The sequence below is a fragment of the Acinetobacter kyonggiensis genome, from assembly GCF_900107285.1.
Classification (GTDB): domain Bacteria; phylum Pseudomonadota; class Gammaproteobacteria; order Pseudomonadales; family Moraxellaceae; genus Acinetobacter; species Acinetobacter kyonggiensis.
Genome location: NZ_FNPK01000031.1, coordinates 1 through 25091 on the forward strand (window position 1 = coordinate 1; position 25091 = coordinate 25091).

Below are 25091 nucleotides of genomic sequence, written 5' to 3' on the forward strand. Positions count from 1 at the left end.
GTAATTTCTACCATCAATCAATGAAAATAATTTCGATCAATCAACCAGTAAAAATCCACACAAGTTGTTCTTCATAATCTCTTAATGATCTTCTTGCTGATTCGTCATCAACAAGCTAGGTCGGCTATACTACTCTCTTTCCAGAGAAAGTCAACAGGTTTTGTTAAATTCTTTTCCGACAAACCCAAGTTTAAATCCAATCTTAAAATTTCATTTGAAATCTTAACAATCCAACCAACCCATTGATTTACCAGAGGTTTTATTTAACATCACCGCCGATGGATACGCATTATAGGGGAAAAAATTTCCCATGCAACCCCTTTTTTTAACTTTCTTTATCGAATGAGTGTTTATCATTCAAAATATGACTTTTTTCTTATTTTTTGCATGCAAAAGGTACAGAATTGGCAAATTCATCACGCATTTTTTCTTGTTTATTTTTTTCTTGCCATGTTAATGAGCGACAATCGATATATTCACAGTAGCCACTTTCGCCAATTTCTTCATGATGATTCATTTTAAGTTGATATTTAAAGCTCCCAACATAACCAGCAGCTAAACCAAATTTAAAATCTCCACGACTTTGTGCTTGCACAGAAATACATGTGCCATCTTTACCCTCATAACCCCACTCAAATTCACGGGGCAGATACATAATTTGCCCATTCGGCGTTTTCACCTTTGGATAAACACGATGTACTTTAAAGCGCACATTTTCATCAAACATTTGCGCAATGCCGGTCTTGCCATCGCGTAAATACAAACGAGACTGCAAAATACCGTTAAAAGAATCTCGAACTTGCGCCAATAGCAACTGGCGATTATTTTTCAGATTAATCACTTGATAGGTAAAAAACGCCAAAGGCAAATATGAAAAGTTAATTGAGCGTGCATACTCAAAACAACCCATTTGCCGAATTGCCATTTTTTGTTCTTTATAAATAATCTCGCCTTCACATTGACACAATAAAGACCAATGATCTGCCAGCCCCATACGTAACTTGGTAAAATAAGAAATGATATTGCTGGTGGTAATAGATAAATCAAAACTCAACTCTTTATCTTTGCGCTGAATACGAAAATGAGGAAAATTCCCTGAAATCATTTCCCGATCTGCAAATTGAAAGTATTCTTTTTTAAAATGACATTCTTGTTTAATTGAATAAGAGTTCAATTGCCCAACCATATGCGGGCTGACACTGGCAATAATGGTCGCGGTATCTAAAGCAGTGGAGTGAATCGCACTTTCATTGCGAAGCATTGGGGCATTGGGCTGACCAATAATGCTTAGAAAATTTAAATAATGTAAGGGTGCGGGAAGGTTCGGAATAATCAAGCCTTGATGAATGGTTTTATACCGACCTTTTTGCGCATGGTAAGCCAACTGCGCCTGAAACGGAGCTTGATTGAGTTGTTTAGACTGATCCAATAAATCGTGAAACAACTGCATATCATGCTCCTTTTTATTTTCAGTATCGCTATCTCATTTTTATGTTGTGGTATTTTTTCTGGCCATAAATGTGGTCACAAAGCCAGACAGTGCGTAGATAATAGAAATCACTAAAATACCCACAGGAATATTATAAGTCATTGCAGCAAAGATAAATACCGCAATAGGTAACACCGCAAAAGGCACACGTTTACGATCAAATGTTTTAAATGAATAATATTTAATATTGGAAATCATTAACAAACCAACGGCAACAATCAGTACTGCATTGGTAATTTGTACACTGAGTTCACGTAAATCAAAAATATCTGGGAAGTCGCGCCCCACCCAAACCATGGTAATCATTAAAATGGCAGCCAACGGACTGGCAACGCCAATAAAGTAGCGTTTATCGACCACGCCTATTTGCACATTAAAACGCGCTAAACGAAATGCAGCACAAGCGGTATACACAAAACAACAGGCCAAACCAATACGACCTAAATCATGCAAACTCCAGCTATACATTAAAATAGCGGGTGCTACACCAAAAGCCAGTAAGTCAGACAACGAGTCATATTGTTCGCCAAAAGCACTTTGTGCACCAATTGCACGAGCCACACGACCATCCAAACCGTCGAGTAATGCGGCAAGAAAGATAGCATAAATGGCATGGGTAAAATCACCATTCATACTCGCGATAATGGAGTAAAAGCCCGACAGCAACGCTGCCGTGGTAATGAGATTCGGCCACAGATAGATTCCACGACGTTTCACCTTTTGTCCCTCTTGGGTATGCTCTTCTTCTTCCACTTCAAAAGTGATGCCATCAAATGCATGTTCATCGCGGGCAGAAGATTCACTTTCAGGTTTATTTATACTTGTCATTCTTATCGATCCTAACTGTAACCTATCTCTCTTAAACGTCTATCTTATTCGCCAACCAACCAACGCACAGCAGCATGTCCGCCATTTTCACTCATGCGTAAATGCGGGAATAACCACTGCAATGCTTCATCAGCATCTTGTGAGAATTTCCAAGGTGGATTAATCACCAGTAAAGCACAACCGTTTAAACCGACTGGCGTATCATCTGGCCATACACAAATCTCACACACCAATTGACGACGAATACCCGTTTTCATCATTTTCTTTTCAAAACGATCAATCATGGCGCGATCTTTAATTGGATACCATACAGCAAAAACACCTGTCGGCCATTTTTTGTGTGCAGTCGTCAACAATTCGACCAATTGCGGAAAATCTTTACGTTCTAATTCGTAAGGTGGATCAATCATGACTAAACCGCGTTTTTCTTTTGGCGGAATAACCCCTAACAAACCCTCATATGCATCACGTTCATGCAAGCCTGCACGGCGGTCACGAATATTGAAATATAATTCTTGAAAAACTTCTTTTTGCATTTCAAAAATAGTGGCTTGATCAATATCACGCATACCTTCTAGCGCAAACCATGGTGAACCAGGATAAGCCCCCTTACCTGAACCAGCACGCATATCTTCAACAATTTTAAGATATTGCTTAACGGCTTCAGGTGCATTACGGGTAATTGAATCATCCAGCTTTACTAAGCGATGAATACCCGTTAAAAACTCACCTGATTTTTGTGCTGCAGAGGTCGATAAATCATATTTACCCGCACCACCATGCGTATCGATATAGCGATAAGGTTTATCTTTGGCATTTAAACGTGTTAAAAGTTGCAGTAATAACACATGCTTCATGACATCGGCAAAGTTGCCTGCATGGAAATGGTGACGGTAATTCATGTTTCTTTAATTCCTATAATCAACAGACATTTTAGCATGAAAAAATGTTTCGTTCCGCAGGATATCTTGCTCTAGAATACGCCAGCCTTTTCTATATCATTTTTGAGTATATGTGTATGGATGCAATTCAACTCCCAAAGTCTTGGAATGTTGATCAAATTATTGAAGATTTAGATCAACATGGTTTTACCGTCATTGACAATGCTTACCCTTTAAACTATGTACATGCTTTAGTTAAAGAATGCACAGCGAACCTCAAGCTTTTCCGTGATGCCGCGATTCAAAGTGGGGTGGTCAGTCAAATTCGTAGTGACCATATTCTCTGGATTAACGATGAATTAAAAATAGCACAACAACATATCGAAACCCTGACAGCGCTCTCTCAAGATTTAAATCGAAATTTTTATTTGGGTATAAAAGAAGTCGAAGCACATTTTGCCTGCTATAACGCAGGAGAATATTATGCTTTGCATCGTGACAACCCACAAAAGAAAAATGATCGAGTCATTTCTACGGTTTATTATTTGCATGAAGATTGGCAAGAGGACTGGGGTGGCGAGTTACATCTACAAGATAAAAATGAGCAATGGCATATCATTCAACCTAAACCAAACCGTATTGCGCTGTTTCAAAGTGATTTATTACATGAAGTGATTCAAGCCAAACATCAACGTTTATCCATTACCGCTTGGTTACGTAGCGGTCAAAACTTATTCTAAGTATTGATCATAAGCAAAACAGGATGCGAGATTTGCCTTTAAATTCGTGCGATTGCCCCGATATACTGAGCATTCATCAAAGAGGTATAGGCTAATGTTTGAAAATACAAAACAAGTTATCGAGCGTATCGGTGAGACAGACCAATTGTATTTGGAAAACAATACACCTGCCCTCGCTTTAGAACGTGCAGATTTACGCTTACAACTGGTGATTTTTAGTAATTTGCGTCAAGAACAGATTCATTTTTTGCAAGAAGCCGTGGTGCTGTTAGAACAAGCACGGATTGAATATGAAGAAATGCCGATGTCTTTGTATTTAAATCTGTCCTTGCATCTCGCAAAAGCCTATATGTTGTATTTCGAAATTACCAAGGAACAGCATTTCGCTTTAATTACCCAGCAAATTTTAAAACCGCTGAGCCAACATGAGCATAGTGATATTTACTTTTTCCTTGCCTATGCATCGATTTCTAGAAATGAAACTGCACTGACACGTCACTGGCTCGGTAAATATCGTCAAACAGCTGAGTTTGATTTAGAATTACTACAGAAGCATCCTGCGTTTAAAGTCCTACACGAAGAATTTTGGTTTACGAAACTGATTCAAAGTAAATTGCATTAAGCTTAAAAATTAAAAAACTCCTGAAATCAGGAGTTTTTTTATGTCTTTTTTTAATATCATGAACGCTTACAAAACACTTATACAACCAGACACGAGCAAAATAGGTTCTACATCTATAGTGGTCTAGACCACCTGTAATTTATAGGCATCCAAGTGTAATTGCTGATTTAATTCATCAATCCACATCGCCCAGTCATCATCTTGCACCAAATGACTAATCAAAAAATCTCGCTGAGATTTATTCCAAAAAGAGGCATCGTGTAAATTTTGATGTGCGGGTAATTGATGGGTACGCACATATAATTCAATCGCTGCTGGGCTATTCGCCAACCCCAATTGTGAAAACAATAATGCTAAGGATGGTGTATTTTGATTGAGCATCTCGCCCTCCTTATCAACTAATCTGTCATTTATTATTCAATTAACTTATAAGATATTGATAAAAAAACCTAGTCATAAAACTAGGTTTGTTGTTTCAATTTGTATTCACAGCTCGCATGACCCTAAAAGCTGATTTTCGACATGTAATTGCTCATTTAAAATATCAACCACCATTGCCCAATCATCATCTTTTTTCCAATGGCTGATAATAAAATCATGCTGTGACGGTGTCCAAAATGGAGCTTTATGCAGCGGTATATCCATGGTCAATTGATGTGTTTCGATAAACCGATCGATGGCTTCTGCACTCGCGTCGAGTCCCAATTGTTCAAAAAAAAGTTCTAATGTCGGCTGCTGATCAAACATAGGGTTCTCCTCAAATCTTGCTTACTTTCTTCTAAGTTAGACCGAAGCCTCTACAAGTTCAGTTGTCACTACATCACAGCATGTTATTTTTTGTTCAAGACAAGGTGATAATTTATCTCTATTGACAACTATGCATATTTTTAAAGCATAAAAAAGCACCCCAAATGGAGTGCCTTTTTCTAATTTCAAATCTGCCTAAGCAGAAATCAATTAGTTGAACAAGTGAGCAATTGCAGCACGTTCGCCTTCTAACTCTTCAAGCGTCACGTCCATACGTTCACGGCTGAATGCATCAATTTCTAAGCCTTCAACGCGTGTGTATTGACCGTTTGCACATGTTACTGGAACACCGTACATAACGCCTTCTGGAATACCATAAGAACCGTCAGAAGGAATACCCATCGTTACCCATTCGCCGTTTGTGCCAAGAGCCCAATCGCGCATATGGTCGATTGCAGCATTTGCAGCAGAAGCAGCAGAAGATAAACCACGCGCTTCAATGATTGCAGCGCCACGCTTACCAACGGTAGGAAGGAATACGTTTGCATTCCATTCTTGGTCGTTGATCATGTCTTTAACGCTTTCACCGTTGATTGTTGCAAAACGGTAGTCAGCATACATCGTTGGAGAATGGTTACCCCAAACAGTAAGATTTTTGATGTCTTTAACTGCTTTACCCGTTTTAGCCGCAACTTGGCTAAGCGCACGGTTATGGTCAAGACGAAGCATAGCAGTGAATTGACCTGGGTTTAAATCAGGAGCAGATTTCATAGCAATATAAGCATTCGTGTTCGCAGGGTTACCTACAACAAGAACTTTAACGTCACGGCTTGCGTGGTCGTTAATTGATTTACCTTGAACAGTAAAGATTTTAGCATTTTCTTGTAAAAGCTCAGCACGTTCCATACCAGGACCACGTGGACGAGAACCTACAAGTAAGCAGTAGTCAGCATCTTTGAATGCAACATCTGGATTATCAGTACCGATCATACCTTCTAAAAGAGGGAATGCGCAGTCTTCAAGTTCCATCATTACGCCTTTAAGCGCAGCTTGAGGTTTCTCAAAAGGAACTTCGAGCAATTGCAAAATAACTGGTTGATCTTTACCTAACATTTCGCCGCTTGCGATACGGAATAATAGGCTGTAACCAATTTGACCTGCAGCGCCAGTAACGGCAACACGAACTGCTTGCTTCATCTAATTATCTCCAATAGAGGATATTCAATGCGATTAAATAGTTAGTCCATTTAATCTAATCATCATAAACGCGAAAGATTGTACTCCAATCTTTTGGCAGTTGCATGTAAAAGAGAATGGATTTCAACAAAAGTATAATGGGAAATATGAATAAAATTGCAAAAAAACGCTTAGTAAGAACCTTTTATTATGAATGACACGGGACAATTCGTTTCAACTGTCGCTGGACATTGTTTGTACTGACCATTATTTTTGTAGCACAGTTTCACCTCGGTCAAAATAGGTGTTCCATGTGAAACTGAACAATTAAATTTAATCGCATTGACTGGCAAAGTCGAATTCAAACGTAAAAACCGTAAGCGAAGATTTGCTATATGCATAGGACGTGTTTCAGGGCTGGTCAATTCAGCAGGGACTTTGAGCCGTTCAGCATAATTAATTATGGTACGAAAATATTGACTGGCACTCATCGGGACACAGCCCCCAATCGCAGACCAAAGCTGAACTCGTGCATTTTCATCTGGCATGACACGTGCCACAACTTTCGCTTGCAATGGTGATAAAGCCGCAGAAGATGCCGTTTTGCATTCTGACTCTGATGTTTCAGGGAATAAACCCGCAATATTCAGAGAATAACCCTCTAAACATTTTCGTTTTTTTGACTTTTGAGTGTCCAATAGACACACAGCAGGTGTCATTTGTACCAGCATCACATAGCCCTGCACCGGCGCTGCAAAAACATGAGATGTAAACATACCCAACCCGACACTGCTCAATACTAACAGTGTGAACCGGGTTAAAACTGCTGTGTACTCAAAAAATATCATTAACAAGTCAGACCCATCAACAAAATTAAAATGATTAAGGATTATTCTTTAATGGAATAATATTCATACGTTTTTCAATGGATTGTGCACCTTGTCCAAGCAACACCCCATAATGCGTTGCGTTGGTCATCACATGTTTTACATAATCGCGAGTTTCAATGAGTGGAATCGTTTCAGTGTATTGATCTGCTGCAATAGGTTGTACATCGGGTTGCCAACGACGTGCTCGGTTTGGCCCTGCGTTATAACCAGCAGTGGCTAAAACAGGACTATTACTGAGCTGGCTCTGAATCATGGACAAATAAAAGGTGCCATAGCGAATATTGGTATTCATATCAGTTAATGCCGCAGGGTTATACGTTTCACCCATCTGGCGCGCCACGAGTTTTGCAGTATCTGGCATAATTTGCATGAGACCACCCGCTCCAACATGTGAGCGTGCATTTGAAACAAAACGACTTTCTTGACGCATCAAGCCATACGCCCATGCAGGATCGATACCGGCATTACGACTGTGGCTTACCACATAACTTTGGTGCGGCATGGCATAGCGATAAGCATAATTATGTTTATTTTCAGTACGGTCTGCCGCATATATCGCACGGTCATACCAACCCATATCTGTGGCACGTTTCGCTGCCGCAAGCAGCAAGCCATCATCATGTTTTAAATACGCCTGACGAACTGCCCAATTCCATTCACGATTAATATAATTGTCAGGTGCATTGACACGGCGTAAAGCAAAAGCACGGCTGAAATGAATATCTTGGTTTAAGCGCTGTATATCACTGTTTGACGGTTGCACATTATTTGGAATGTTATTGTAACTTTGCCCCAAGTGATCTTTGGCCAATAAATTATGATAATCATCACCCTGTGCCAATCTTTTAAAGATTTCTTGTGCAGTGCGTTTAGAACTGGCATCTCCGCGCTGCTCAGAGGCACGTGCCAACCAATATTGCCAACGGTCTTCTTGTTTTTGCGACACACTCATGGCATCTATGGCACGAATTAAACTTTCCCAGCTGCTGAAACGAATGGCTTGACGGGCGTAAATTTCGGCTTCTTCAGCGCTAAATGGCAATCCATAACTGGCATCTAAATAATCCAACACTTCACGATTGAAATTATTTTTCATCACCGTGGTGCCACCAATATATCCGACAACACGATATAAGGCTTTTTGCACTTGCACAGGTGTTCCTTGTGCCGTACGTTGTACAGATGATATTGCCGAATTTAAATCACTGTCGGCTAAACGTCCCAGCGCAAAGACTAAATAGGCATGATCAGTAGCGGATGCTTTGGGTGCAGACCATAAATAATTTAACGGGTTGGCTTGAATTTGATTAAGTTGAGATAACGATAAGCTCATCCCCAAGGTTTGTGCAGTCGCCAAAGCCTGACCCGACTGCCCTGCTCGAAGCTGCCCCCATAAGCGCTGTTGACGGTCTTGCTCTGTCATTAAAGGGCTAGAGAGCATCATGCGCCCCAAACCCATACAAGGTTCAGGTTGTGAATTGGTGTTTAGCCAAACATCCTTATATTCAGCAAAAACCAGAGAATCACCCGACTTTGCACGTACCTGAGCCACAGCACAGCTTTCTGCTTGATCCGCATTGGTTACATACTGCAAAACAGGTTGTGCTGTTGCGAAATCGGCTTGTTTGACTTTTTCTTCGACGTAATCCGCTGCTAATTTTTCAGCCATGGCGGATTGCGGATAGCGCTGGGCAAAATTAACAATATTGCTCGCGGATTGGATCGCTAAATTCGCATTCAGTGACCAATACTCAGGATAATAACCCAAAACATCATTTTGCATAGACGTTTGGAATTGTTGCAGCAATCCGATATTTCCAGTGTTAGCTGCTTGTAAAGCATCATTAAATTGCTCATCTGCTGCATGCGTCACCGACACATATCCTGCTGATGCCAAACCTAAAGCAAGCACTTTATAATATTTTTTATTGATTAACTGATTGAACATATGCTTGCCTTCCGTCATTTAGTGTTGCCTTGATCGCACCTAATCATTTTTAAATAGTGTAATTACTATTAAACTACGCTACTGTTCTGTTGTGTAACCTTATGATTAGACAATATTAATTTTCCAGCATTTTTACCTCATAAATCAATCTTCTGGTCTGCTTATTTATGACTATAAGTTTATCTTCAATTCCTGCTAAAATGTGCGCCTTTCTTCTATTCAAATCGTAATTTTTAATCATTCTGGCCAGCCCCCTTTTTCCAAATTCATTTTCAAGCATACGTTGAAATAGCGCGGAAAAGGCAGCTCACTAGAGCCCTTTGCCTCAAGGTAATGGGTTATTTAATTGCGATTTCTTCGATTTATTTTTAGGAGCCTACATGACGGTTCAAACCTTCATTCCCAATAGTGCCCAAGCTGCTTCAGAAAACACTGTTACCCAGCCACAGCACACCCCAGCCGACGGATCAGTGAAAAAACTGTATATCGAAACGCAAGGGTGTCAGATGAATGAGTATGACAGTCACCGTATGGCAGATCTTCTCGGCGACTCGCACGGTTATGTGCTGACCAAAGATCCGAAAGAAGCCGATATTCTACTGATGAATACCTGTTCAATTCGTGAAAAAGCCCAAGAAAAAGTGTTCTCTGAACTGGGTCGCTGGCGCAAACTGAAAGAAAAGAATCCTGATTTGGTGATTGGCGTCGGTGGTTGTGTAGCCTCGCAAGAAGGTGACAATATTCAGAAACGTGCACCTTATGTCGATATGGTTTTTGGCCCACAAACCTTACACCGTTTGCCACAAATGCTCGATCAGCATTCTGAGCAGATTGAAAAACCAAAGAAAGATAAAATTAAGTTGGTGGATATTTCTTTTCCTGACATCGAAAAATTCGACTTTTTACCTGAACCACGGGTTGAAGGTTACAAGGCCTTTGTTTCAATTATGGAAGGCTGTTCAAAATACTGTTCTTTCTGTGTGGTTCCCTATACGCGTGGTGAAGAAGTTTCCCGTCCACTAGATGACGTACTGGCTGAAATTGCTGGTTTGGCTGAAAAAGGCGTGCGTGAAATTTCACTTTTAGGTCAAAACGTGAATGGTTATCGCGGCGAAACCTTCGAAGGTAACATTTGTACCTTTGCAGATTTACTGCGTTTAGTGGCTGAAATTCCGGGCATTGGTCGTTTGCGCTATACCACGTCACATCCACTTGAGTTTAACGATGATTTAATTGAATGCTACCGTGACCTTCCACAAATGGTTTCACATCTGCATTTACCTGTACAAAGTGGTTCCAATGATGTTCTGCAAGCCATGAAGCGTAACCATACCATTGATGTTTACATCGATAAAATTGCGAAACTACGCCAAGTGCGTCCAGATATGCATTTATCGAGTGACTTCATTATTGGCTTCCCGGGTGAAACCGATGCACACTTTGAAGAAACCTATCAATTCATTCAAGATTTAGATTTCGACCATTCTTATAGTTTTATTTATTCCAAACGTCCGGGTACACCCGCTTCTGAATTACCAGATAGTACGCCTGAAGATGTGAAAAAAGAACGTCTTGGCAAAGTTCAAAAATGGATTAAACGTTCGAGTATTGATAAAACAGATGCCATGCTGGGCACGATTCAACGCGTCTTGATTGAAAATGTCTCGGATAAAGATCCAAACATGTTGGTCGGTACTGCCGATAACACACGTTATGTCAGCTTTATTGGTGATGCAGCATGGGTCGGTCGCTTTGCAGAAATCGAAATTACCGAAATTAAAACTTTGAATTTTGTTTACGGTGAGCTATTGAATCTTGAGCCTGACGTGGCGTAATGTAAGCAGATAGATTTAACTTCCCAAAAGGATATCTCTTGACTGCAGCGATTCGACGTACAGTGGCTTTTCCAGGGATTTCAGTAGATCGTTTAAAAAGCATGCTTGGTGCTTATAACGGTCATCTGAAACAAATCGAACAACGTTTAGATGTAAAAATTTCTCACCGTGGTGATAGTTTTTTTATCGATGGTGATATTGATACAGTTGAGAGAGCTGAGGTTTTATTGCAGCGCTTACATGAAGAAGCCGAAATCTCTCAACAAATCAGTGCCGACACACTACATTTGATGATTCAAGGCAGTCAGACCGATCGTGAGTTACAAATCGATCCTGATCAAGAACATACGGGCCTAGACGAGGTTTGGTTACAAACGCGTAAAGGTCGAATTAACCCACGTGGTGCAAACCAAAAGCGTTATGTACAACGTATTTTGCAAAGTGATATTTCTTTTGGTATAGGTCCCGCAGGGACAGGTAAAACCTACCTTGCCGTTGCCGCTGCTGTCGATATGCTGGAACGCAATGAAATCCAGCGTATTCTACTGGTTCGTCCCGCCGTTGAAGCCGGTGAAAAACTTGGTTTTTTACCGGGCGATTTAAGCCAGAAAATAGACCCCTATTTGCGTCCACTTTACGATGCTTTATATGAAATGCTGGGTTTTGAAAAAGTCGCTAAACTGATTGAACGCCAAGTGATTGAAGTCGCACCGCTGGCTTATATGCGTGGTCGTACCCTCAATCATGCTTTCGTGATTTTAGATGAAGCACAAAACACCACACCTGAACAGATGAAAATGTTTTTGACCCGTTTAGGTTTTGGTTCACGTGCCGTGATTACGGGTGATATTACTCAAGTCGATTTACCACGTGGTCAACAGTCGGGGCTATCTCATGCCCTGCGTGTCATCGAAAATATCAAAGAAATTCATATTACTCGTTTCCATTCTCGTGACGTGGTACGTCATCAGCTGGTACAAAAAATTGTCGAAGCCTATGAAGGATGGGACAGTGAACAACACCGTCTAAGTGCAGAAGCGCGTGCAGAACGCAAAGCCCTTCAAGAAGCGCTGATTGCTGAAAATAATGCTGCTGCCGATGCTCAAGACTGACTCAAATATTCAATGAATTAAGGATTCATGTTGAAACTTAGCCTCTCTTTACAGCAAAATTTTCAAGCGCCTGAATTGGTGCTGAAACGTGCTTACCTCAAAAAGGTGGTAGAAACCTCGTTACGTCACATTGCAACACAAAGTAACTGCGAAATTGGTATTGCCTGTGTCGACAATGCTGAAAGCCAGCAACTGAATTTGGAATATCGTGGTAAAGACAAACCGACCAATGTATTGTCCTTTCCAAGCGACCTTCCCGATGAAATGGCGGCAATTTTAGATTCATTCCCAATTGGCGATTTGGTGGTTTGTATTCCTGTGGTTTTACAAGAAGCGCTAGATCAGCAAAAAACACCGATTGAGCATTTCACCCATATGTTGGTCCATGGCACATTACATTTAATGGGTTATGACCATGAAACCTCTGAGACAGATGCCGAGGAAATGGAAGCTTTAGAAATTGAAATTCTGAAAAAATTCGGTTTTGACAACCCGTATAAAGAACAGTAATTTCAAACAGCTAACTCAATCAATTTTGCTCGATCAATCTCGATTGGTCGAGCTAATTTAAAAAAGCAATCTAAGAAAATAAAAACACCTTTAAAGACCAATCAAAATATAAGGGCACATTCATGAAAAAAATGCTGACTGCACTCTTCTTCATTTCTTCTTTAGCTTTCAGTTCACAGCTCTACGCCAATAACGAAACGGTTTGTACCGAAGCAAAATTTCAAACGACAGATAGCGCGTGGGCAGGACATTATTATTTACAAGGCGTGATGGAGGTCGGTTCTGAACTTTTACTTGAACCCAATGGCAAATTTAAATGGTATCTTGCGGTCGGTGCATTAGATCAATATGCTGAAGGAACATGGTGGAAAAATGGCAATTGTATTGGTTTGAAAGCAGCGTCCAAATATGCCAAAAAATTAGAAATATTCCCAACCCGTTTAGCAATTCATGACAAAAATTTAGCCGTAACTTGGCTTGGCGGACAGCAAGATGGTGTTTATCGCCTTGCTGAATCATTGCCATGAATCCATTTAAATTCGGCTTATTTCACTTCAAATTCAGCTTCGGCTGGATCAAAGCGCCAAGTTCGCACTATACGTAGTTCTGAAATCTCTTTCATACCTTGATCAAAAGCACCAAAAGGTGCGGCTTTACGCACTGAAGCTTTGGCTGCCTCATCAAGCAAACCATGTCCTGAACTATCAATTAAACGAATGGCACGAATTCCGCCGCTCTTATTTAGAATAACCATTAAACGCACTTCCCCTGCCAATTGTTGCGCCTTGGCCGCATCGGGATAATAACGGTTGCCGTAAAATTCAACTTTTTGGCGAAATTTTTCTAAATAAGCCGCTGAAATATCTTGTTTTGCCTGAATCCCATCGACCGTTTTAATCTTTTGCTGACGACTAAAGTTTTGCTGTCGTTGTAAATATTGTGCTTCTAAACTTGCCACCATCGCGGCTTTGGCTTGAAACTGACTATTTAGCTCTTGCATCGCTTTTTTACGTTGATTTTGTTCTGCTTCCTTTTTCCAACTTAAGGTGGTCATTAAAACTTTTTCATCAAAGCTTAATTCACGCTTTTGTTGTATTTTCTCTAAACTTTCTAGCTGTTGCTCACCAGCACTTTGCTCAAGCATGGGTGCTGGCATATCGCTCGACATTCGGTGTGCTTCACGAAATGTGCCTGAACCCTGCTGATCGGCCTGAGCCAGAAAATCAGCATTTTCAACTTTGTCCTTCGTGGGACGCAAAGTCACCGCAATCTCTTTTACTGCGGCATCACTTTCTTGCGGCATTGCAAATTGCAAAGTTAAAATAATTAAATGCAGAACGGCAGCTAAAATCACTGCGCCGCTAAAAATAGGATCTTTCCACCACGCATACATTAAAGGTGTAAAACTGATTTTCTTAAGCATCACATTAAACCGACAAAATGTCTGGTTCCCCAAACTGTATAAAAACAGCATAAAATAAATACAGCTTCCACTTTTGAATAAAAAACGAGAATTCAATCAATAAGCGAACTGCATAGAATTAAAATCATGAAAATGGTGCAATTAATTTTGCTAAACTGCAAGACGGAATACTTGTATTTTTAATACTTTCGACAAAACCTATCGAAGTCCAAAAAGATTCACTTGCTAGGATGCTTTATATGCAAACGCTAATATCCAATATCTCTAAACGTATACGTCAAGTGTACCAAAAAGCAGAGGGATTTATTGAAGATGAGCGTGATTTCCCATTATCCCAAGTTTTTCTCAATGCCACTTTTCAGCGTTTTGTCACCGACAATGTCTCTATGCTCAAAGACCTGCATGCAGACTTACATGATGACTGGTTGCGTTTATATGCAACACTCGATGTCAAAGGTTTATACATTACCCTTTCTGTTGATTTAAAACTAATTCAAATGGAAATGAATAAAGATATCCAGTTAATTGTTTTTGAACAAATCAGTGATACGACCCTGATTGAAGCGAAATTTAAAAATATAGTGCAAAAAATTGCGGTCAACTTTGCTTTATTTTTCTACCAAAAAGTCTTAAATAAAGATCCTTTAGGTATGATTCTTGAAAAGTTAAAAGTCATTAAAGTTAAAGATGATTTACTGCATTTGGACTTAAATCGTTGGTTAGGCAGAAACCGCTCAATTATCGACACCTTAGCCAAAGTTCATGTCAACCATGCCGTATTACGCGAGGCTGAATTGGTGATCATTGGCAATGTCAATCTGACTGCTTTATTTAGAAAAATGTCGGAAGAACCAGTAGACAACTGGAGCGTAGAAGATGATCTAGCGGATACAAAAGCCAGTTCAATTAAGCAAAAATAAACTGAACTGTTTTCAAAATTGGAATCTGTATTTTTATTTCCAGAAAAACTACATAAAAATACAGATTGGACAAAATTTCGAATTTTATCTTCATAATCAAAGTGCATAATAGAAACCAAGCAAGAAATTTGCACTTTATTCAAACTTCATAGGAAGACTGTACTTATGGCTCACAATGTATTGAAAACAATTGCGATGACCTCTGGTGTAACCGCTACACTGTTGTTTGCTGGTTTCTCAAACCAAGCATTTGCCATAAGTCCATTCCAAGCAAGTTATCAATTTAGCTATAACGGCAAAAATATGGGCTCGGCAACACGTAATTTAAGCAAGTCGGGCAATAACTGGACTTATGTTTTTACGGCGAAAGCGGGTGCTATCGCATCTGCCACTGAAACCAGTCGTTTTAGCTTCAATGGCAACCAGATTGTTTCAGATAGCTTTAGTCGCAGCAGTAAAATTTTAGTGCATAACAACACCATGAGCATAAAATTTAACCCAAGCACTAAAACAATTTCCACCAAGAAAGATGATAAAGCACGTTCTTTTGCATGGAAAGCAGGTGTTCTGGATGAATTAAACGCAGAATTACAACTGCGTGAAGACTTAAAAGCCTCAGGTTTAAAATCGAGTTATGCCATTGCAGATGCGAAAGAAGTTGAAGCACGTAAATTTGTCAAACAAGGTTCAGAGAGAGTGACAACCTCTTATGGAACTTTCGATACCATTAAAGTTGTGATGAAACATGATAAGCCAAACCGCGATACCATTTTTTGGTTAGCACCTAAACTTGACTATGTACCAGTAAAAGTTTCTCACCAAGATGGCAAAACATCGTACGGTTTGCTGCTAACTGGGTATAAAGGCTCCACGAATTAATCGATTTGATCAATTTTGCTTGCATTTTTTCAGCGCCTTTTTAAAATACGCCTTTGCTTGAAAAAGCATCCGCCCTTAGAGGACTCTCCTGTGCACGCACTAGAACAGAAAATCTTAAATGAAGGTATCGTTCTATCTGATCAAGTTCTGAAAGTTGATGCTTTCTTGAATCATCAAATTGACCCTGTATTGATGCAGCAAATTGGTAAAGAATTTGCTACTCGCTTTAAAGATGCAGGCATCACCAAGATTATTACCATTGAAGCTTCAGGTATTGCTCCTGCAGTCATGGCAGGTTTAGAACTAGGCGTGCCTGTCATTTTCGCGCGTAAATATCAATCTTTAACCCTAAAAGATGACTTATATCGCTCTAAAGTATTCTCTTTCACCAAACAAACTGAAAGCACCATTGCGATTTCTAACAAGCATATTAACGCGAGTGATAAAGCATTGGTGATTGATGATTTCTTGGCAAATGGTCAAGCTGCTTTAGGTTTAATTGACCTGATTCACCAAGCCAATGCAGAAGTTATTGGTGTCGGTATTGTGATTGAAAAATCTTTCCAAACAGGTCGTGATCTACTTATTGAGAAAGGCTACCGTGTTGAGTCTTTGGCTCGTGTTAAATCTTTAAGCAACGGTACTGTTGAATTTGTTCGTGACTGAGTTTCGGTCTGAATTTTAAAAGAGCGCTGAGGCGCTCTTTTTTTATTGGTGAAAATATAGACCCTTTAAATGGGTTCTAACATGATAATTTCGCATAATAACCATTGTGTTAAATGGGATGGAAATTAATAGATTTACTAAAGAGTAGATTCTAAATAGATGGCAAAATAGCGATTTGTATAATTGATGGAAATACTAGGAATGCTATCTGTAACTAAGAAAGGCTTTAGACTCAGCCTCTTTACATTGGCTATAGGATTGAGTACCTATTCTAATGCCTATGATGTGAAAAAAGATAAGGACAATATTGAGACAACAATCAATCAGTCATTTAAGCCACTTATGGAAAAATATGGTGTGTTAGGAATGGCAGTAGGTGTTATTTATAATGGGGGAAATCACGAACAATACTATGGTATTCAATCTGATATCGATGATAAAGCGGTTGATAGCCAGACTATTTTTGAATTAGGTTCTGTAAGTAAAATTTTTACTGCAACAGCAGGTGCTTACGCCAAGAGCCAAGGTAAACTATCTTTCCAAGATCATCCAAGTAAATATTGGCCTGCATTACAAAAGTCAGAGATTAATAAGGTTAATTTACTGGAATTGGTAACCTATACAAGTGGTAACTTACCATTACAATTTCCAGATAATGTAAAAACAAATGAGCAAGTTTTAGAATATTTCCAAAATTGGCGTATAAAAAATCCCCCTGGTCAATATCGTCAATATTCAAATCCAAGTATAGGGTTGTTTGGCGAAATAACAGCAAGATCAATGAAAGTTCCTTTCACATCATTATTAGAACAAGTAATTTTTCCAAAATTTAATTTGAAACATACTTACGTCAATGTTCCTGAAAAACAAAAAGAACATTATGCTTTTGGTTATGATCAGAAGAATAACCCTATTAGAGTTAGCCCCGGTGCTTTAGATGCTCAAGCATATGGGGTTAAATCTACACTTCCAGATATGCTTAAATTTGTAAGTGCAAATTTAAATGTAGAAAAATCTAACTCTGATCTTAAGAAAGCTATTTTAGAAACACATAAGGGGTATTTTAAACTTGGGAACATGACACAAGCACTTGGGTGGGAGACTTTTTCTTATCCTACAACTTTAAAGATTTTACAAGAAAGTAATTCTGAAAAAATTGTTATGCAATCAAATTATGTTGAAAAAAATACTATTCAGACAAAGTCTAAAGTTTTTCATAAAACGGGTTCTACCAATGGTTTTGGAACATATGTTGTTTTTATTCCTGAAGAAAAATTTGGGTTGGTCATGTTGATGAATAAAAAAATACCAAATGAAGAGCGAATTAAGGCAGCATATGAAGTCTTTAATGTACTAAAAAGTAAATAAGTTTTGAGTTGGAATATTCTTAAACCAATAAGATACATCTAGTTTTTCTAAAATTAACACAATACATTTTATACGAAATGACTTTTTGATTTTAATATAAATTATTTACTTAAGTTTTTTTAAAGCCCAATCCCACCCGATTGGGCTTTTTTACATAAAACATAGCGTTCTACAGTTATTGATCAAAGTTTCACAATTTTATTAGAAGAAATTATCAAGCATATCCATGCGTTTACGCTTAATGTAAAAAATAAAGCATAAATATCTTTTCTCTCTATTCCTCCACCCTGTATAAGCTTGTCTATTTACAACTCAGATCAACTTCGATGCTGTGATTCAGCTAGAATTAACAGGATATGAAATATTCCAGCATGCCTGATAATATACATGCTGTTATGCTTGGTTGTAACGATTGATTATCTGTGTGGCGTATTTTAAGTACTTCATCACAAGATCAAGAACAGATAAATAGTTGATGGAAAAATCTATGCTATGTCCTAAATGCGGCTCTACTGAAGTTGAAAAACGAGACCACGAACAAAAGTTAAGAACCATTAGTGGCATTCTAATGACTTCTGCGGGTGCAACGGCAGGAACAGTCGGTGGTGCAGCAACTGGCGCATCAACTGGAGCAGCCATCGGAGCTGTCGCTGGTCCATTGGGTGTGATTTTTGGTGGAACGGTTGGGACTTTTGTTGGCGCAATTACAGTCGGTATTACTGGTGGTGTTTTAGGCAATATTTTTGGCAAAAAAGCAGGTGTCATTATCGATAAAAATGTGTTCTTAGATTACAAATGTTTAAAATGTAATCATCGCTTTAAAGAAAAAGCTTAAACCGTAACAGTTTAGCTTGATCTTCAAGAGTCCAAAGCAATTCATTTTTTAATGTGCCTTGGACTTTTTGAGACCGTTCAAAAAATTATAAATTTTAAAAAGTTAGCTGATTAAACTCACTTTCTACACGATCAATGATGCACTTAGCTGTAACTTCTGCACCACATTCCCCAAACACTTCCCCTGTTCGACACAGAGGATTTTTTCATCTGGACTTAAACCCAAATCATGACGTGGCCCACTGACATGACTTGCGCCATACGGCGTACCACCCGATTTGGTATTGGATAAAGCAGGATTGGCATTCGGTAAGCCCATAATCATCATGCCATGATGAAACAACGGCGGCAGCATGGTCAGCAAGGTACTTTCCTGCCCACCATGCATAGAACCTGATGAGGTAAAAACACAAGCCGGTTTATGATGCAATGCACCGTTTAACCAAAGACTGGTGGTCTGATCCCAAAAATACTTCATTTCACTGGCCATATTGCCAAAACGCGTCGGTGAACCCAAAGCCAAGCCTGAACAAAGTGCTAAGTCATCTAAAGTACAATAAATATCGCCATCCGCAGGAATGCTTGCTTCTGCCTCTTGCACCACAGTTGATAAATTGGGCACCGTCCGAATTTTTACCGCCATACCTGTTGCTTCAATACCATTGGCAATTAAATGCGCCATGTCTTTAGTTGAACCATATTTGCTGTAATATAAAACAAGGATGTAAGGCTGCATAATTTTTATAAACGAAGCTGAAAAAGAAAACTATACGGTATTTTTCCCATTTTTTGGTTAAGCTTAGTCATGAAAATTCATAAAGATGATTAAAAAATTGAGACTTTATATTTATGTTAGAAAAGTATTTAAAAAAACTCCACTTTTATGACAAGACATGGTTTCAGTTTGTTTTATTTGTCATACGCCGTTTTGAAGCAGATCGTTGCCGTGAACAAGCAGGATCTTTAACCTACACCACCCTCTTTGCTGTCGTGCCCATGCTGACGGTTTTTTTGGTCATCATTTCTTCGATTAAAGCGCTGGAGCCAGCCAGACAACAATTACAACAACTGATTTATAGCAATTTTCTACCTAAAACCACCATTGCCTTTGACAAGGCTTTTAATGCCTTTACCGATAAATCTAGCAACCTGACGGTCATTGGTATTTTATTTCTGTTTATCACCACGGTCATGATGCTGACCAATATCGAAACGGTCTTTAATCGTATTTGGCGTGTTCGAGAAACGCGTGGTGGTATTATTGGCTTTATGCGTTATTGGACCATTATTTCACTTGGCCCCATTTTACTCGGCAGCGCATTTGTAATTTCATCTGCTGTGGCATCACTCAATGTACTGAGCAATAATTTTGCTGGTTATGAGGTCGATGGTGCATTGATCTTTTGGTGTATTTCCTTCGCACTGACCATACTGGGTTTTTTCATTTTAAATTGGACTATTCCAAATCGTAGCGTTCCGATTAAAGCTGCATTCATTGCCGGTACTTTTAGTGCGGTGGTATTTGAATTATTAAAGCATTTATTTGGCTTTATTATGTCCAATTTCACCAGTTATGAAATTATTTATGGTGCTTTTGCCGCAGTGCCTATTTTCTTGTTATGGATTTTTTTGTCATGGAATATCGTGTTATTGGGCGTTGAAATTAGTTACGCGCTGACTGCTTTTCATTCGGATAAAGAACAAAAACGCCATCCAGTCATTATGCTCTTGGACTTGCTAGAACTGTTTTATAAAAAGCAACACGTTGGCGAAAGTGTGTCCGATGAAGAAGCACTGGACGTCTTAGGACGTGGAGAAATTGGACGCTGGCCTTCTTATGTCTTAATGCTAGAACAACAAAATTTGGTCAGACGTACTGACAATAATGAATTTGTTCTGGTGCGTAATTTAACCCAAGTCGATTTCTGGCATTTCTACACACAGTTACCTTATCCACTGCCACGACGTCAAGATGTAGGCAATATCCACCCTGACGATGAGTGGATGCAAAAACTGGGACCAGCACTGATTGAAGCCGATGATTACCTTTCAGCAAAATTGGCGATTCCCCTGTCTAAAATTTTGGAAGAAAAATAAAGCAGGCTCTTGTCATTGATAAATTAAACAGAAACATCTCATGTCAATCAGAATGACTATCTCCGCCACCTTTTTCACAGGGCAAAAGATCGTTATTCTGATGGCGTTTCTGAGGTACTTTTCCAACAAATGATTGCACCCAAAGTCACCAAAAGCGTTCCGATCCAAAAACTCATTTGTGGTCGTGCATCCAAAATCAGCATCGACATCAACGATGATAAAATTGGAATAAAGTAAGTCGCAAGAATAAGCAGTTTGATATTGCCAAACTGTAAACTTTGATTCCAATTACTATAAGCAATTCCCACCAAACCACCAGTAACGGCAATGACTAACCACATCTTAAATTGAGGAACAATAAAAGGCTCATTCAGCACAAAATGAATTCCCCACAAAGCCAGCGCAGTCACCATGAAAAATAGCGGGACGGCATTTTGCCCTTGGGCATATTTTTTAGTCAATACGCTATAACAGGGCCACAGCAATGCGCCTAAAAATGCAAAAAAATAGGCAATTGGGTTCTGCTGTAAAATATGCATCATTTGAGATAAATTTAAAATCTCTGGATTGACCACCAACAATAAACCCAAAACAGACAGGATAAATCCCCAAATGACCGCGCCATGATAATGCAGCTGCTTTGCCAGTATTGAAAATACAATGGTTAATGGCGGCCACAAATAATTAATCATTGCAATAATAAGCACTTGATCGTGATTGTGTGACAAGGCAATCGAAAGCAAAAATAAAATTTCATAACTGACAAATAAAGCACCACAACCCCAGACATAAGCTTTAGACATCTGTTGAAAACGAGGTAGTCCATTGAGTACTAAAATACACAGCGCACTAAAACTATAAATCAGCGCAATAGCCGAAATAGGCGTTAAAGATTCGCTAATCAGTTTGACCACAGCAACCAAGCTTGCCCAAATTAAAATAGAGGACAAACCGATTAATGTGGCTGAATTGCTAGACTTAAACATAGTGTAATTTTCTTTTAATCCAATCCTGCATACTCACCACCAATACTCCGACCATCACCAATATTGTCCCGAAAATAAAATTGGGCTCAATGCTTTCATTTAACAATAAAACCCCAAAAAGCAGACCAAAAATGGGCGTCAAAAAAGAAAAGACTCCTAAATGGCTGGCTAAGTAGTTACGTAACAACCAAAACCACAACATTAAACTCATAAAGGACATGATCAGGGTATGAAAAACCAAACTACCAATTGCAATATAAGTCCAATGAATTTCCGCTTGCCCCAATATAAAAGCCGCAGGAAATAAAAATATAAAACCACCCAGCAATTGGTAAAACAAGGTTTGGGTGGGATGGGCTTCATTTAATTTGCTTAGACGTAATGAAATTGTCGTTAATGCCCACATGATACCCGCCAACAATGCCAACAAATCCCCCAATAGGACTTGACTAAACCCTTGCTCAAGCAAATTTTCTCGGCCAATAAATGTCGTCACAATCCCCACAAAAGCAATCAAAATTCCAGACCATTGAACCTTAGATAAACGCTCAGATGGCAATTTCCAATGCAAACCTAAAGCCACAAAAATAGGGGCTGTATAAAGTAAAACCACGGTATGTGAAGCCGAAGTTAACGTCAGGGCTTGTGCAACCAATAAAAACTCAGCAGAAAATAAAAAAGCCAACCAAATCCCCGGCCATAAATACGCTTTCGAATAAAGATGAGTGCCTTGTTGCAATTGAATCAGTGGAAAAACCAGCAAAGCGGAAAGCCCCGAACGAATGGCAATTTGCATGATAGGGGAAATATCAGCCGCAGCAATTTTGAGTACCACTTGCTGTAGCCCCCAAACAATACACAATACAATCATTAAACCAGATGCACGTGCATCGAGTCCTTTCCTCTCGCCCACAATACTGACTCATTTTAAAAGATCAGCACACTATAGACCTGTCATATTTTAAATATATAATTCAAAGTAGACAAAAGATCTTCTTATTCAGGCATTCGAATTCATGATGAAAAAAAGACGCCCAAATGAACAGTCCTTAGAAAAACTCATCACCAATAATCAAATTTCTGCCCCGTTATGGATTCAGTTTCGCCATGCACCAGCACAATCTATTTATCCTGCACATGGACACGCTTGGGGCGAATTTATCTATGCCTTTCATGGGGTGATGGAAATTAATATTGATCAAATTGATTATATTCCCCCTCCGCCTTATGGCATCTGGTTACCGCCACATTTAGAACATAGTGGTTTAAATCGCACCGCAGTTTCACACGGCACACTCTACATTCATGAAAACCTATGTACAAAAATGCCGAAACAAGCAGGAATTTTACTGACCTCACCTTTAGTCTCTGCGCTATTACAACATCTTAAGCAACATCCACAAGATAAAGATGATCCTGAACATTTACGTCTATTACATGTTTTGCTGGATCAGTTGCATCATGCCACCCTAGTGGGAAGTTATTTACCCCATTCCGACCACCCTGTTTTAAAACAAATTCTTGATTATTTACATCAACATCCGTCGGATAACAGCACCTTAGAACAACTTGCCCAAGGCGTGAATATGACGGAACGAACTTTGGCACGTTACAGTCAAAAAGAATTGGGAATATCTTTAAATGAATGGCGACAACGCTTAAAAGTCACCAAAGCGATGTCGATGTTAGATCAGGGAAAAACGGTAGAAAGCATTGCTTTAGATTTAGGTTATGCCAATGCCTCAGCCTTTATTAATATGTTTAAGCGTTGGATGCAATGTACGCCCGATCAATTTCGGAAACTGTATAAGTAAAATTTGCTATCATGTATATACAGATTCATTTTATTGAGAAAATGATGAAAAAAAAAGAACAAAATCTTCCCACCATTATTATTGATGAGCATAACCCTGATCAAAATAAATATGAGCTGTTAAAAGAAAAACTGAGATATAAACAGGCTTTACGCGAAAACTCAAAAAAAATTGACCATAAACAAGTGCGCTTAAATATTCAAGCGGATGCACTTCCGAGTAAAACATTTTTTATTATGAATGCCTTAGCAGCAATTATTGCTGGATATGGTCTATTGGCCGATTCCACGGCTGTGGTTATCGGTGCAATGCTTGTTGCCATGATGTTAGGGCCTATTTCAGGAATCGCCTTGGCTTTTATTGATGCGCGCTGGATTTTATTACGAACCGCATTAAGTACCCTATCTTTAGGGGTCATGATGATTTATAGCATTGGGATCATCATGGGGTTGATTCATTTTGATCTTCCCATTACCCATGAAATTCTCGCACGCACGAAACCGACGACCATTGACCTCATGATTGCATTGGCGGGTGGTGCAGCGGGTGCTTTTGCGGCTGTTTCACCGCGCTTATCTGTTGCAGTGGTGGGTGTTGCAGTGGCAACCGCATTAGTCCCGCCTTTAGTTGCGAGTGGTATTTTATTGGCACATGGTCAACTGCAAAACTCAGCCAATGCTTTTTTACTGGCCTTTACCAATATGATTGCGATTCAAGTGAGTTCATCTTTAGTTTTATGGATTACAGGTTTTAGACGTGGTTCAGATGAAGAAGTCAACAGTATTTGGGGGTTCATTAAACGAAATAGTATTAGTTTGATTATCCTGATGATTCTGGCCATTTATTTGACCTTCAACCTCATTCAATCGATCCATAAACAACTCTATGAGACTCAAATCAAGCAACAAATTAGTCAAAGTTTAAATGTAAATAACAATGTGATTGATATTGTTCAATTTGATCCGCGTGAAAATTTTACTGTTGTTCGTGCCAGTATTCGGGGTGATCTGCCTCCAACTTACGCTGAAATTGAAAAAATAAATACTCAACTTGCAACAGATCGAAATGGTCATCCCTCTTATTTACAAATTCGATTTATTCCTATACAAATTATACAATCACGCGCACTACATAGCGTTCATCTCAATGATCAAGAAGCACAAGAACTCGCCATTGGTACAGGAAATGAATAAAAAAGAATGCTTGCTTGACCCTACTTAGTACTTAAAATCTAGGGCGTGTCATCAATTAAGCCAAATTATTGTTGAAGCAAGATAGATTGCTGACAGGAAGTTTTGAGCCAATTTGTCATAGCGTGTGGCAATA

Annotated in this window: 26 protein-coding genes; 14 read left to right on the forward strand and 12 right to left on the reverse strand. The window is 39.2% G+C overall.

Features of this window, described 5'->3' with window-relative positions; translation table 11 throughout:
- Positions 1 to 376 precede the first annotated feature (376 nt).
- From BLV99_RS15920 to BLV99_RS15930, 3 genes are read right to left on the reverse strand one after another with little or no spacing between them, the layout of a single operon-like run.
- Entirely contained in the window at positions 377 to 1450 is a 1074-nt protein-coding gene (locus BLV99_RS15920) for a DUF6670 family protein (RefSeq protein WP_086184197.1), read from the reverse strand.
- Positions 1451 to 1489: 39 nt separating this feature from the next.
- Positions 1490 to 2317 (reverse strand): CDP-diacylglycerol--serine O-phosphatidyltransferase, encoded by an 828-nt coding sequence (gene pssA, locus BLV99_RS15925; protein ID WP_086184198.1) that lies wholly within the window; start codon positions 2315 to 2317, stop codon positions 1490 to 1492.
- Positions 2318 to 2361: 44 nt separating this feature from the next.
- Positions 2362 to 3219 carry a 23S rRNA (adenine(2030)-N(6))-methyltransferase RlmJ gene (locus BLV99_RS15930; RefSeq protein ID WP_086164596.1) on the reverse strand — a complete coding sequence of 286 codons (858 nt, stop codon included), beginning with the start codon at positions 3217 to 3219 and terminating at the stop codon, positions 2362 to 2364.
- Between the two features lie 116 nt (positions 3220 to 3335).
- Here BLV99_RS15930 and BLV99_RS15935 point away from each other — a divergent pair, with 116 nt between their 5' ends.
- Positions 3336 to 3938 (forward strand): 2OG-Fe(II) oxygenase, encoded by a 603-nt coding sequence (locus BLV99_RS15935; RefSeq protein ID WP_092692453.1) that lies wholly within the window; start codon positions 3336 to 3338, stop codon positions 3936 to 3938.
- A gap of 94 nt (positions 3939 to 4032) precedes the next feature.
- Positions 4033 to 4560, forward strand: a complete 528-nt coding sequence (locus BLV99_RS15940; RefSeq protein WP_092692456.1) for a hypothetical protein — start codon at positions 4033 to 4035, stop codon at positions 4558 to 4560.
- 123 nt (positions 4561 to 4683) lie between these two features.
- Here the strand turns inward: BLV99_RS15940 and BLV99_RS15945 are convergent, their stop codons facing one another.
- The 5 genes from BLV99_RS15945 to BLV99_RS15965 form a co-directional block, all read right to left on the reverse strand.
- Positions 4684 to 4941: a DUF2789 family protein gene (locus tag BLV99_RS15945; RefSeq protein WP_086164599.1), complete on the reverse strand. Its 258-nt coding sequence runs from the start codon at positions 4939 to 4941 to the stop codon at positions 4684 to 4686.
- Positions 4942 to 5046: 105 nt separating this feature from the next.
- Complete coding sequence (locus BLV99_RS15950; RefSeq protein WP_086164600.1) at positions 5047 to 5307, reverse strand: DUF2789 family protein; 261 nt, start codon at positions 5305 to 5307, stop codon at positions 5047 to 5049.
- 210 nt (positions 5308 to 5517) lie between these two features.
- Entirely contained in the window at positions 5518 to 6504 is a 987-nt protein-coding gene (locus BLV99_RS15955) for a malate dehydrogenase (protein WP_068889785.1), read from the reverse strand.
- A gap of 170 nt (positions 6505 to 6674) precedes the next feature.
- Positions 6675 to 7331, reverse strand: a complete 657-nt coding sequence (locus BLV99_RS15960; RefSeq protein ID WP_092692458.1) for a ribonuclease T2 family protein — start codon at positions 7329 to 7331, stop codon at positions 6675 to 6677.
- 34 nt (positions 7332 to 7365) lie between these two features.
- Entirely contained in the window at positions 7366 to 9339 is a 1974-nt protein-coding gene (locus tag BLV99_RS15965; protein ID WP_092692461.1) for a lytic transglycosylase domain-containing protein, read from the reverse strand.
- 362 nt (positions 9340 to 9701) lie between these two features.
- Between BLV99_RS15965 and miaB the strand changes: the two genes are divergently transcribed.
- The 4 genes from miaB to BLV99_RS15985 all read left to right on the forward strand — a co-directional run bounded on the left by miaB (position 9702) and on the right by BLV99_RS15985 (position 13305).
- A complete protein-coding gene (miaB, locus tag BLV99_RS15970; RefSeq protein ID WP_092692464.1) occupies positions 9702 to 11156 on the forward strand; it encodes a tRNA (N6-isopentenyl adenosine(37)-C2)-methylthiotransferase MiaB in 1455 nt (484 codons plus the stop codon).
- A 38-nt stretch (positions 11157 to 11194) separates the two neighbouring features.
- A complete protein-coding gene (locus BLV99_RS15975; protein WP_092692467.1) occupies positions 11195 to 12268 on the forward strand; it encodes a PhoH family protein in 1074 nt (357 codons plus the stop codon).
- Between the two features lie 30 nt (positions 12269 to 12298).
- Positions 12299 to 12778 carry an rRNA maturation RNase YbeY gene (gene ybeY, locus BLV99_RS15980; protein ID WP_092692503.1) on the forward strand — a complete coding sequence of 160 codons (480 nt, stop codon included), beginning with the start codon at positions 12299 to 12301 and terminating at the stop codon, positions 12776 to 12778.
- Positions 12779 to 12900: 122 nt separating this feature from the next.
- The gene (locus BLV99_RS15985) at positions 12901 to 13305 is read left to right on the forward strand and encodes a hypothetical protein (RefSeq protein ID WP_092692471.1); all 405 of its coding nucleotides are present in this window, start codon (positions 12901 to 12903) and stop codon (positions 13303 to 13305) included.
- A gap of 17 nt (positions 13306 to 13322) precedes the next feature.
- Here the strand turns inward: BLV99_RS15985 and BLV99_RS15990 are convergent, their stop codons facing one another.
- Positions 13323 to 14201, reverse strand: a complete 879-nt coding sequence (locus BLV99_RS15990; RefSeq protein WP_092692474.1) for an energy transducer TonB — start codon at positions 14199 to 14201, stop codon at positions 13323 to 13325.
- 239 nt (positions 14202 to 14440) lie between these two features.
- Between BLV99_RS15990 and BLV99_RS15995 the strand changes: the two genes are divergently transcribed.
- From BLV99_RS15995 to BLV99_RS16015, 5 genes are all read left to right on the forward strand, one after another.
- Positions 14441 to 15121 carry a hypothetical protein gene (locus BLV99_RS15995; RefSeq protein ID WP_092692477.1) on the forward strand — a complete coding sequence of 227 codons (681 nt, stop codon included), beginning with the start codon at positions 14441 to 14443 and terminating at the stop codon, positions 15119 to 15121.
- A gap of 165 nt (positions 15122 to 15286) precedes the next feature.
- Positions 15287 to 16000, forward strand: a complete 714-nt coding sequence (locus BLV99_RS16000) for a DUF3108 domain-containing protein (RefSeq protein WP_092692480.1) — start codon at positions 15287 to 15289, stop codon at positions 15998 to 16000.
- A gap of 90 nt (positions 16001 to 16090) precedes the next feature.
- Positions 16091 to 16666 carry a xanthine phosphoribosyltransferase gene (locus BLV99_RS16005; protein ID WP_092692483.1) on the forward strand — a complete coding sequence of 192 codons (576 nt, stop codon included), beginning with the start codon at positions 16091 to 16093 and terminating at the stop codon, positions 16664 to 16666.
- A gap of 201 nt (positions 16667 to 16867) precedes the next feature.
- On the forward strand, positions 16868 to 18034 hold the full coding sequence (gene ampC / locus BLV99_RS16010) for a class C beta-lactamase (RefSeq protein WP_092692487.1): 1167 nt from the start codon (positions 16868 to 16870) through the stop codon (positions 18032 to 18034).
- 475 nt (positions 18035 to 18509) lie between these two features.
- Entirely contained in the window at positions 18510 to 18869 is a 360-nt protein-coding gene (locus tag BLV99_RS16015; RefSeq protein WP_092692490.1) for a hypothetical protein, read from the forward strand.
- A gap of 123 nt (positions 18870 to 18992) precedes the next feature.
- Here the strand turns inward: BLV99_RS16015 and wrbA are convergent, their stop codons facing one another.
- Positions 18993 to 19604 (reverse strand): NAD(P)H:quinone oxidoreductase, encoded by a 612-nt coding sequence (wrbA, locus tag BLV99_RS16020; RefSeq protein ID WP_092692493.1) that lies wholly within the window; start codon positions 19602 to 19604, stop codon positions 18993 to 18995.
- Between the two features lie 113 nt (positions 19605 to 19717).
- Here wrbA and BLV99_RS16025 point away from each other — a divergent pair, with 113 nt between their 5' ends.
- On the forward strand, positions 19718 to 20965 hold the full coding sequence (locus BLV99_RS16025) for a YihY family inner membrane protein (RefSeq protein ID WP_086184212.1): 1248 nt from the start codon (positions 19718 to 19720) through the stop codon (positions 20963 to 20965).
- A 92-nt stretch (positions 20966 to 21057) separates the two neighbouring features.
- Here BLV99_RS16025 and yddG read toward each other — a convergent pair whose 3' ends face one another.
- Together yddG and BLV99_RS16035 are read right to left on the reverse strand one after the other, a co-directional pair.
- The gene (gene yddG / locus BLV99_RS16030; protein WP_086184213.1) at positions 21058 to 21951 is read right to left on the reverse strand and encodes an aromatic amino acid DMT transporter YddG; all 894 of its coding nucleotides are present in this window, start codon (positions 21949 to 21951) and stop codon (positions 21058 to 21060) included.
- On the reverse strand, positions 21944 to 22864 hold the full coding sequence (locus tag BLV99_RS16035) for a DMT family transporter (protein ID WP_092692496.1): 921 nt from the start codon (positions 22862 to 22864) through the stop codon (positions 21944 to 21946). Before BLV99_RS16035 ends, yddG begins: the two co-directional genes overlap by 8 nt.
- A 106-nt stretch (positions 22865 to 22970) precedes the next feature.
- Between BLV99_RS16035 and BLV99_RS16040 the strand changes: the two genes are divergently transcribed.
- Together BLV99_RS16040 and BLV99_RS16045 are read left to right on the forward strand one after the other, a co-directional pair.
- Positions 22971 to 23765 (forward strand): helix-turn-helix domain-containing protein, encoded by a 795-nt coding sequence (locus BLV99_RS16040; protein ID WP_425283563.1) that lies wholly within the window; start codon positions 22971 to 22973, stop codon positions 23763 to 23765.
- A 44-nt stretch (positions 23766 to 23809) separates the two neighbouring features.
- Positions 23810 to 24958 carry a DUF389 domain-containing protein gene (locus tag BLV99_RS16045; protein WP_092692501.1) on the forward strand — a complete coding sequence of 383 codons (1149 nt, stop codon included), beginning with the start codon at positions 23810 to 23812 and terminating at the stop codon, positions 24956 to 24958.
- Positions 24959 to 25091: the final 133 nt, after the last annotated feature.

Bases quoted from the DNA above. Each gene is read 5' to 3' on its own strand.
- BLV99_RS16045 (WP_092692501.1), top strand. From the start codon at position 23,810: ATGAAAAAAAAAGAACAAAATCTTCCCACCATTATTATTGATGAGCAT.
- wrbA (WP_092692493.1), bottom strand. From the start codon at position 19,604: ATGCAGCCTTACATCCTTGTTTTATATTACAGCAAATATGGTTCAACT.
- BLV99_RS15935 (WP_092692453.1), top strand. From the start codon at position 3,336: ATGGATGCAATTCAACTCCCAAAGTCTTGGAATGTTGATCAAATTATT.
- BLV99_RS15945 (WP_086164599.1), bottom strand. From the start codon at position 4,941: ATGCTCAATCAAAATACACCATCCTTAGCATTATTGTTTTCACAATTG.
- BLV99_RS16000 (WP_092692480.1), top strand. From the start codon at position 15,287: ATGGCTCACAATGTATTGAAAACAATTGCGATGACCTCTGGTGTAACC.
- BLV99_RS15995 (WP_092692477.1), top strand. From the start codon at position 14,441: ATGCAAACGCTAATATCCAATATCTCTAAACGTATACGTCAAGTGTAC.
- pssA (WP_086184198.1), bottom strand. From the start codon at position 2,317: ATGACAAGTATAAATAAACCTGAAAGTGAATCTTCTGCCCGCGATGAA.
- BLV99_RS16040 (WP_425283563.1), top strand. From the start codon at position 22,971: ATGAAAAAAAGACGCCCAAATGAACAGTCCTTAGAAAAACTCATCACC.
- BLV99_RS16025 (WP_086184212.1), top strand. From the start codon at position 19,718: ATGTTAGAAAAGTATTTAAAAAAACTCCACTTTTATGACAAGACATGG.
- BLV99_RS15965 (WP_092692461.1), bottom strand. From the start codon at position 9,339: ATGACGGAAGGCAAGCATATGTTCAATCAGTTAATCAATAAAAAATAT.
- miaB (WP_092692464.1), top strand. From the start codon at position 9,702: ATGACGGTTCAAACCTTCATTCCCAATAGTGCCCAAGCTGCTTCAGAA.
- BLV99_RS15940 (WP_092692456.1), top strand. From the start codon at position 4,033: ATGTTTGAAAATACAAAACAAGTTATCGAGCGTATCGGTGAGACAGAC.
- BLV99_RS15950 (WP_086164600.1), bottom strand. From the start codon at position 5,307: ATGTTTGATCAGCAGCCGACATTAGAACTTTTTTTTGAACAATTGGGA.
- yddG (WP_086184213.1), bottom strand. From the start codon at position 21,951: ATGTTTAAGTCTAGCAATTCAGCCACATTAATCGGTTTGTCCTCTATT.
- BLV99_RS15990 (WP_092692474.1), bottom strand. From the start codon at position 14,201: ATGCTTAAGAAAATCAGTTTTACACCTTTAATGTATGCGTGGTGGAAA.
- BLV99_RS15930 (WP_086164596.1), bottom strand. From the start codon at position 3,219: ATGAATTACCGTCACCATTTCCATGCAGGCAACTTTGCCGATGTCATG.
- BLV99_RS15955 (WP_068889785.1), bottom strand. From the start codon at position 6,504: ATGAAGCAAGCAGTTCGTGTTGCCGTTACTGGCGCTGCAGGTCAAATT.
- BLV99_RS16015 (WP_092692490.1), top strand. From the start codon at position 18,510: ATGGAAAAATCTATGCTATGTCCTAAATGCGGCTCTACTGAAGTTGAA.
- BLV99_RS15920 (WP_086184197.1), bottom strand. From the start codon at position 1,450: ATGCAGTTGTTTCACGATTTATTGGATCAGTCTAAACAACTCAATCAA.
- BLV99_RS15985 (WP_092692471.1), top strand. From the start codon at position 12,901: ATGAAAAAAATGCTGACTGCACTCTTCTTCATTTCTTCTTTAGCTTTC.
- ampC (WP_092692487.1), top strand. From the start codon at position 16,868: ATGCTATCTGTAACTAAGAAAGGCTTTAGACTCAGCCTCTTTACATTG.
- BLV99_RS15960 (WP_092692458.1), bottom strand. From the start codon at position 7,331: ATGATATTTTTTGAGTACACAGCAGTTTTAACCCGGTTCACACTGTTA.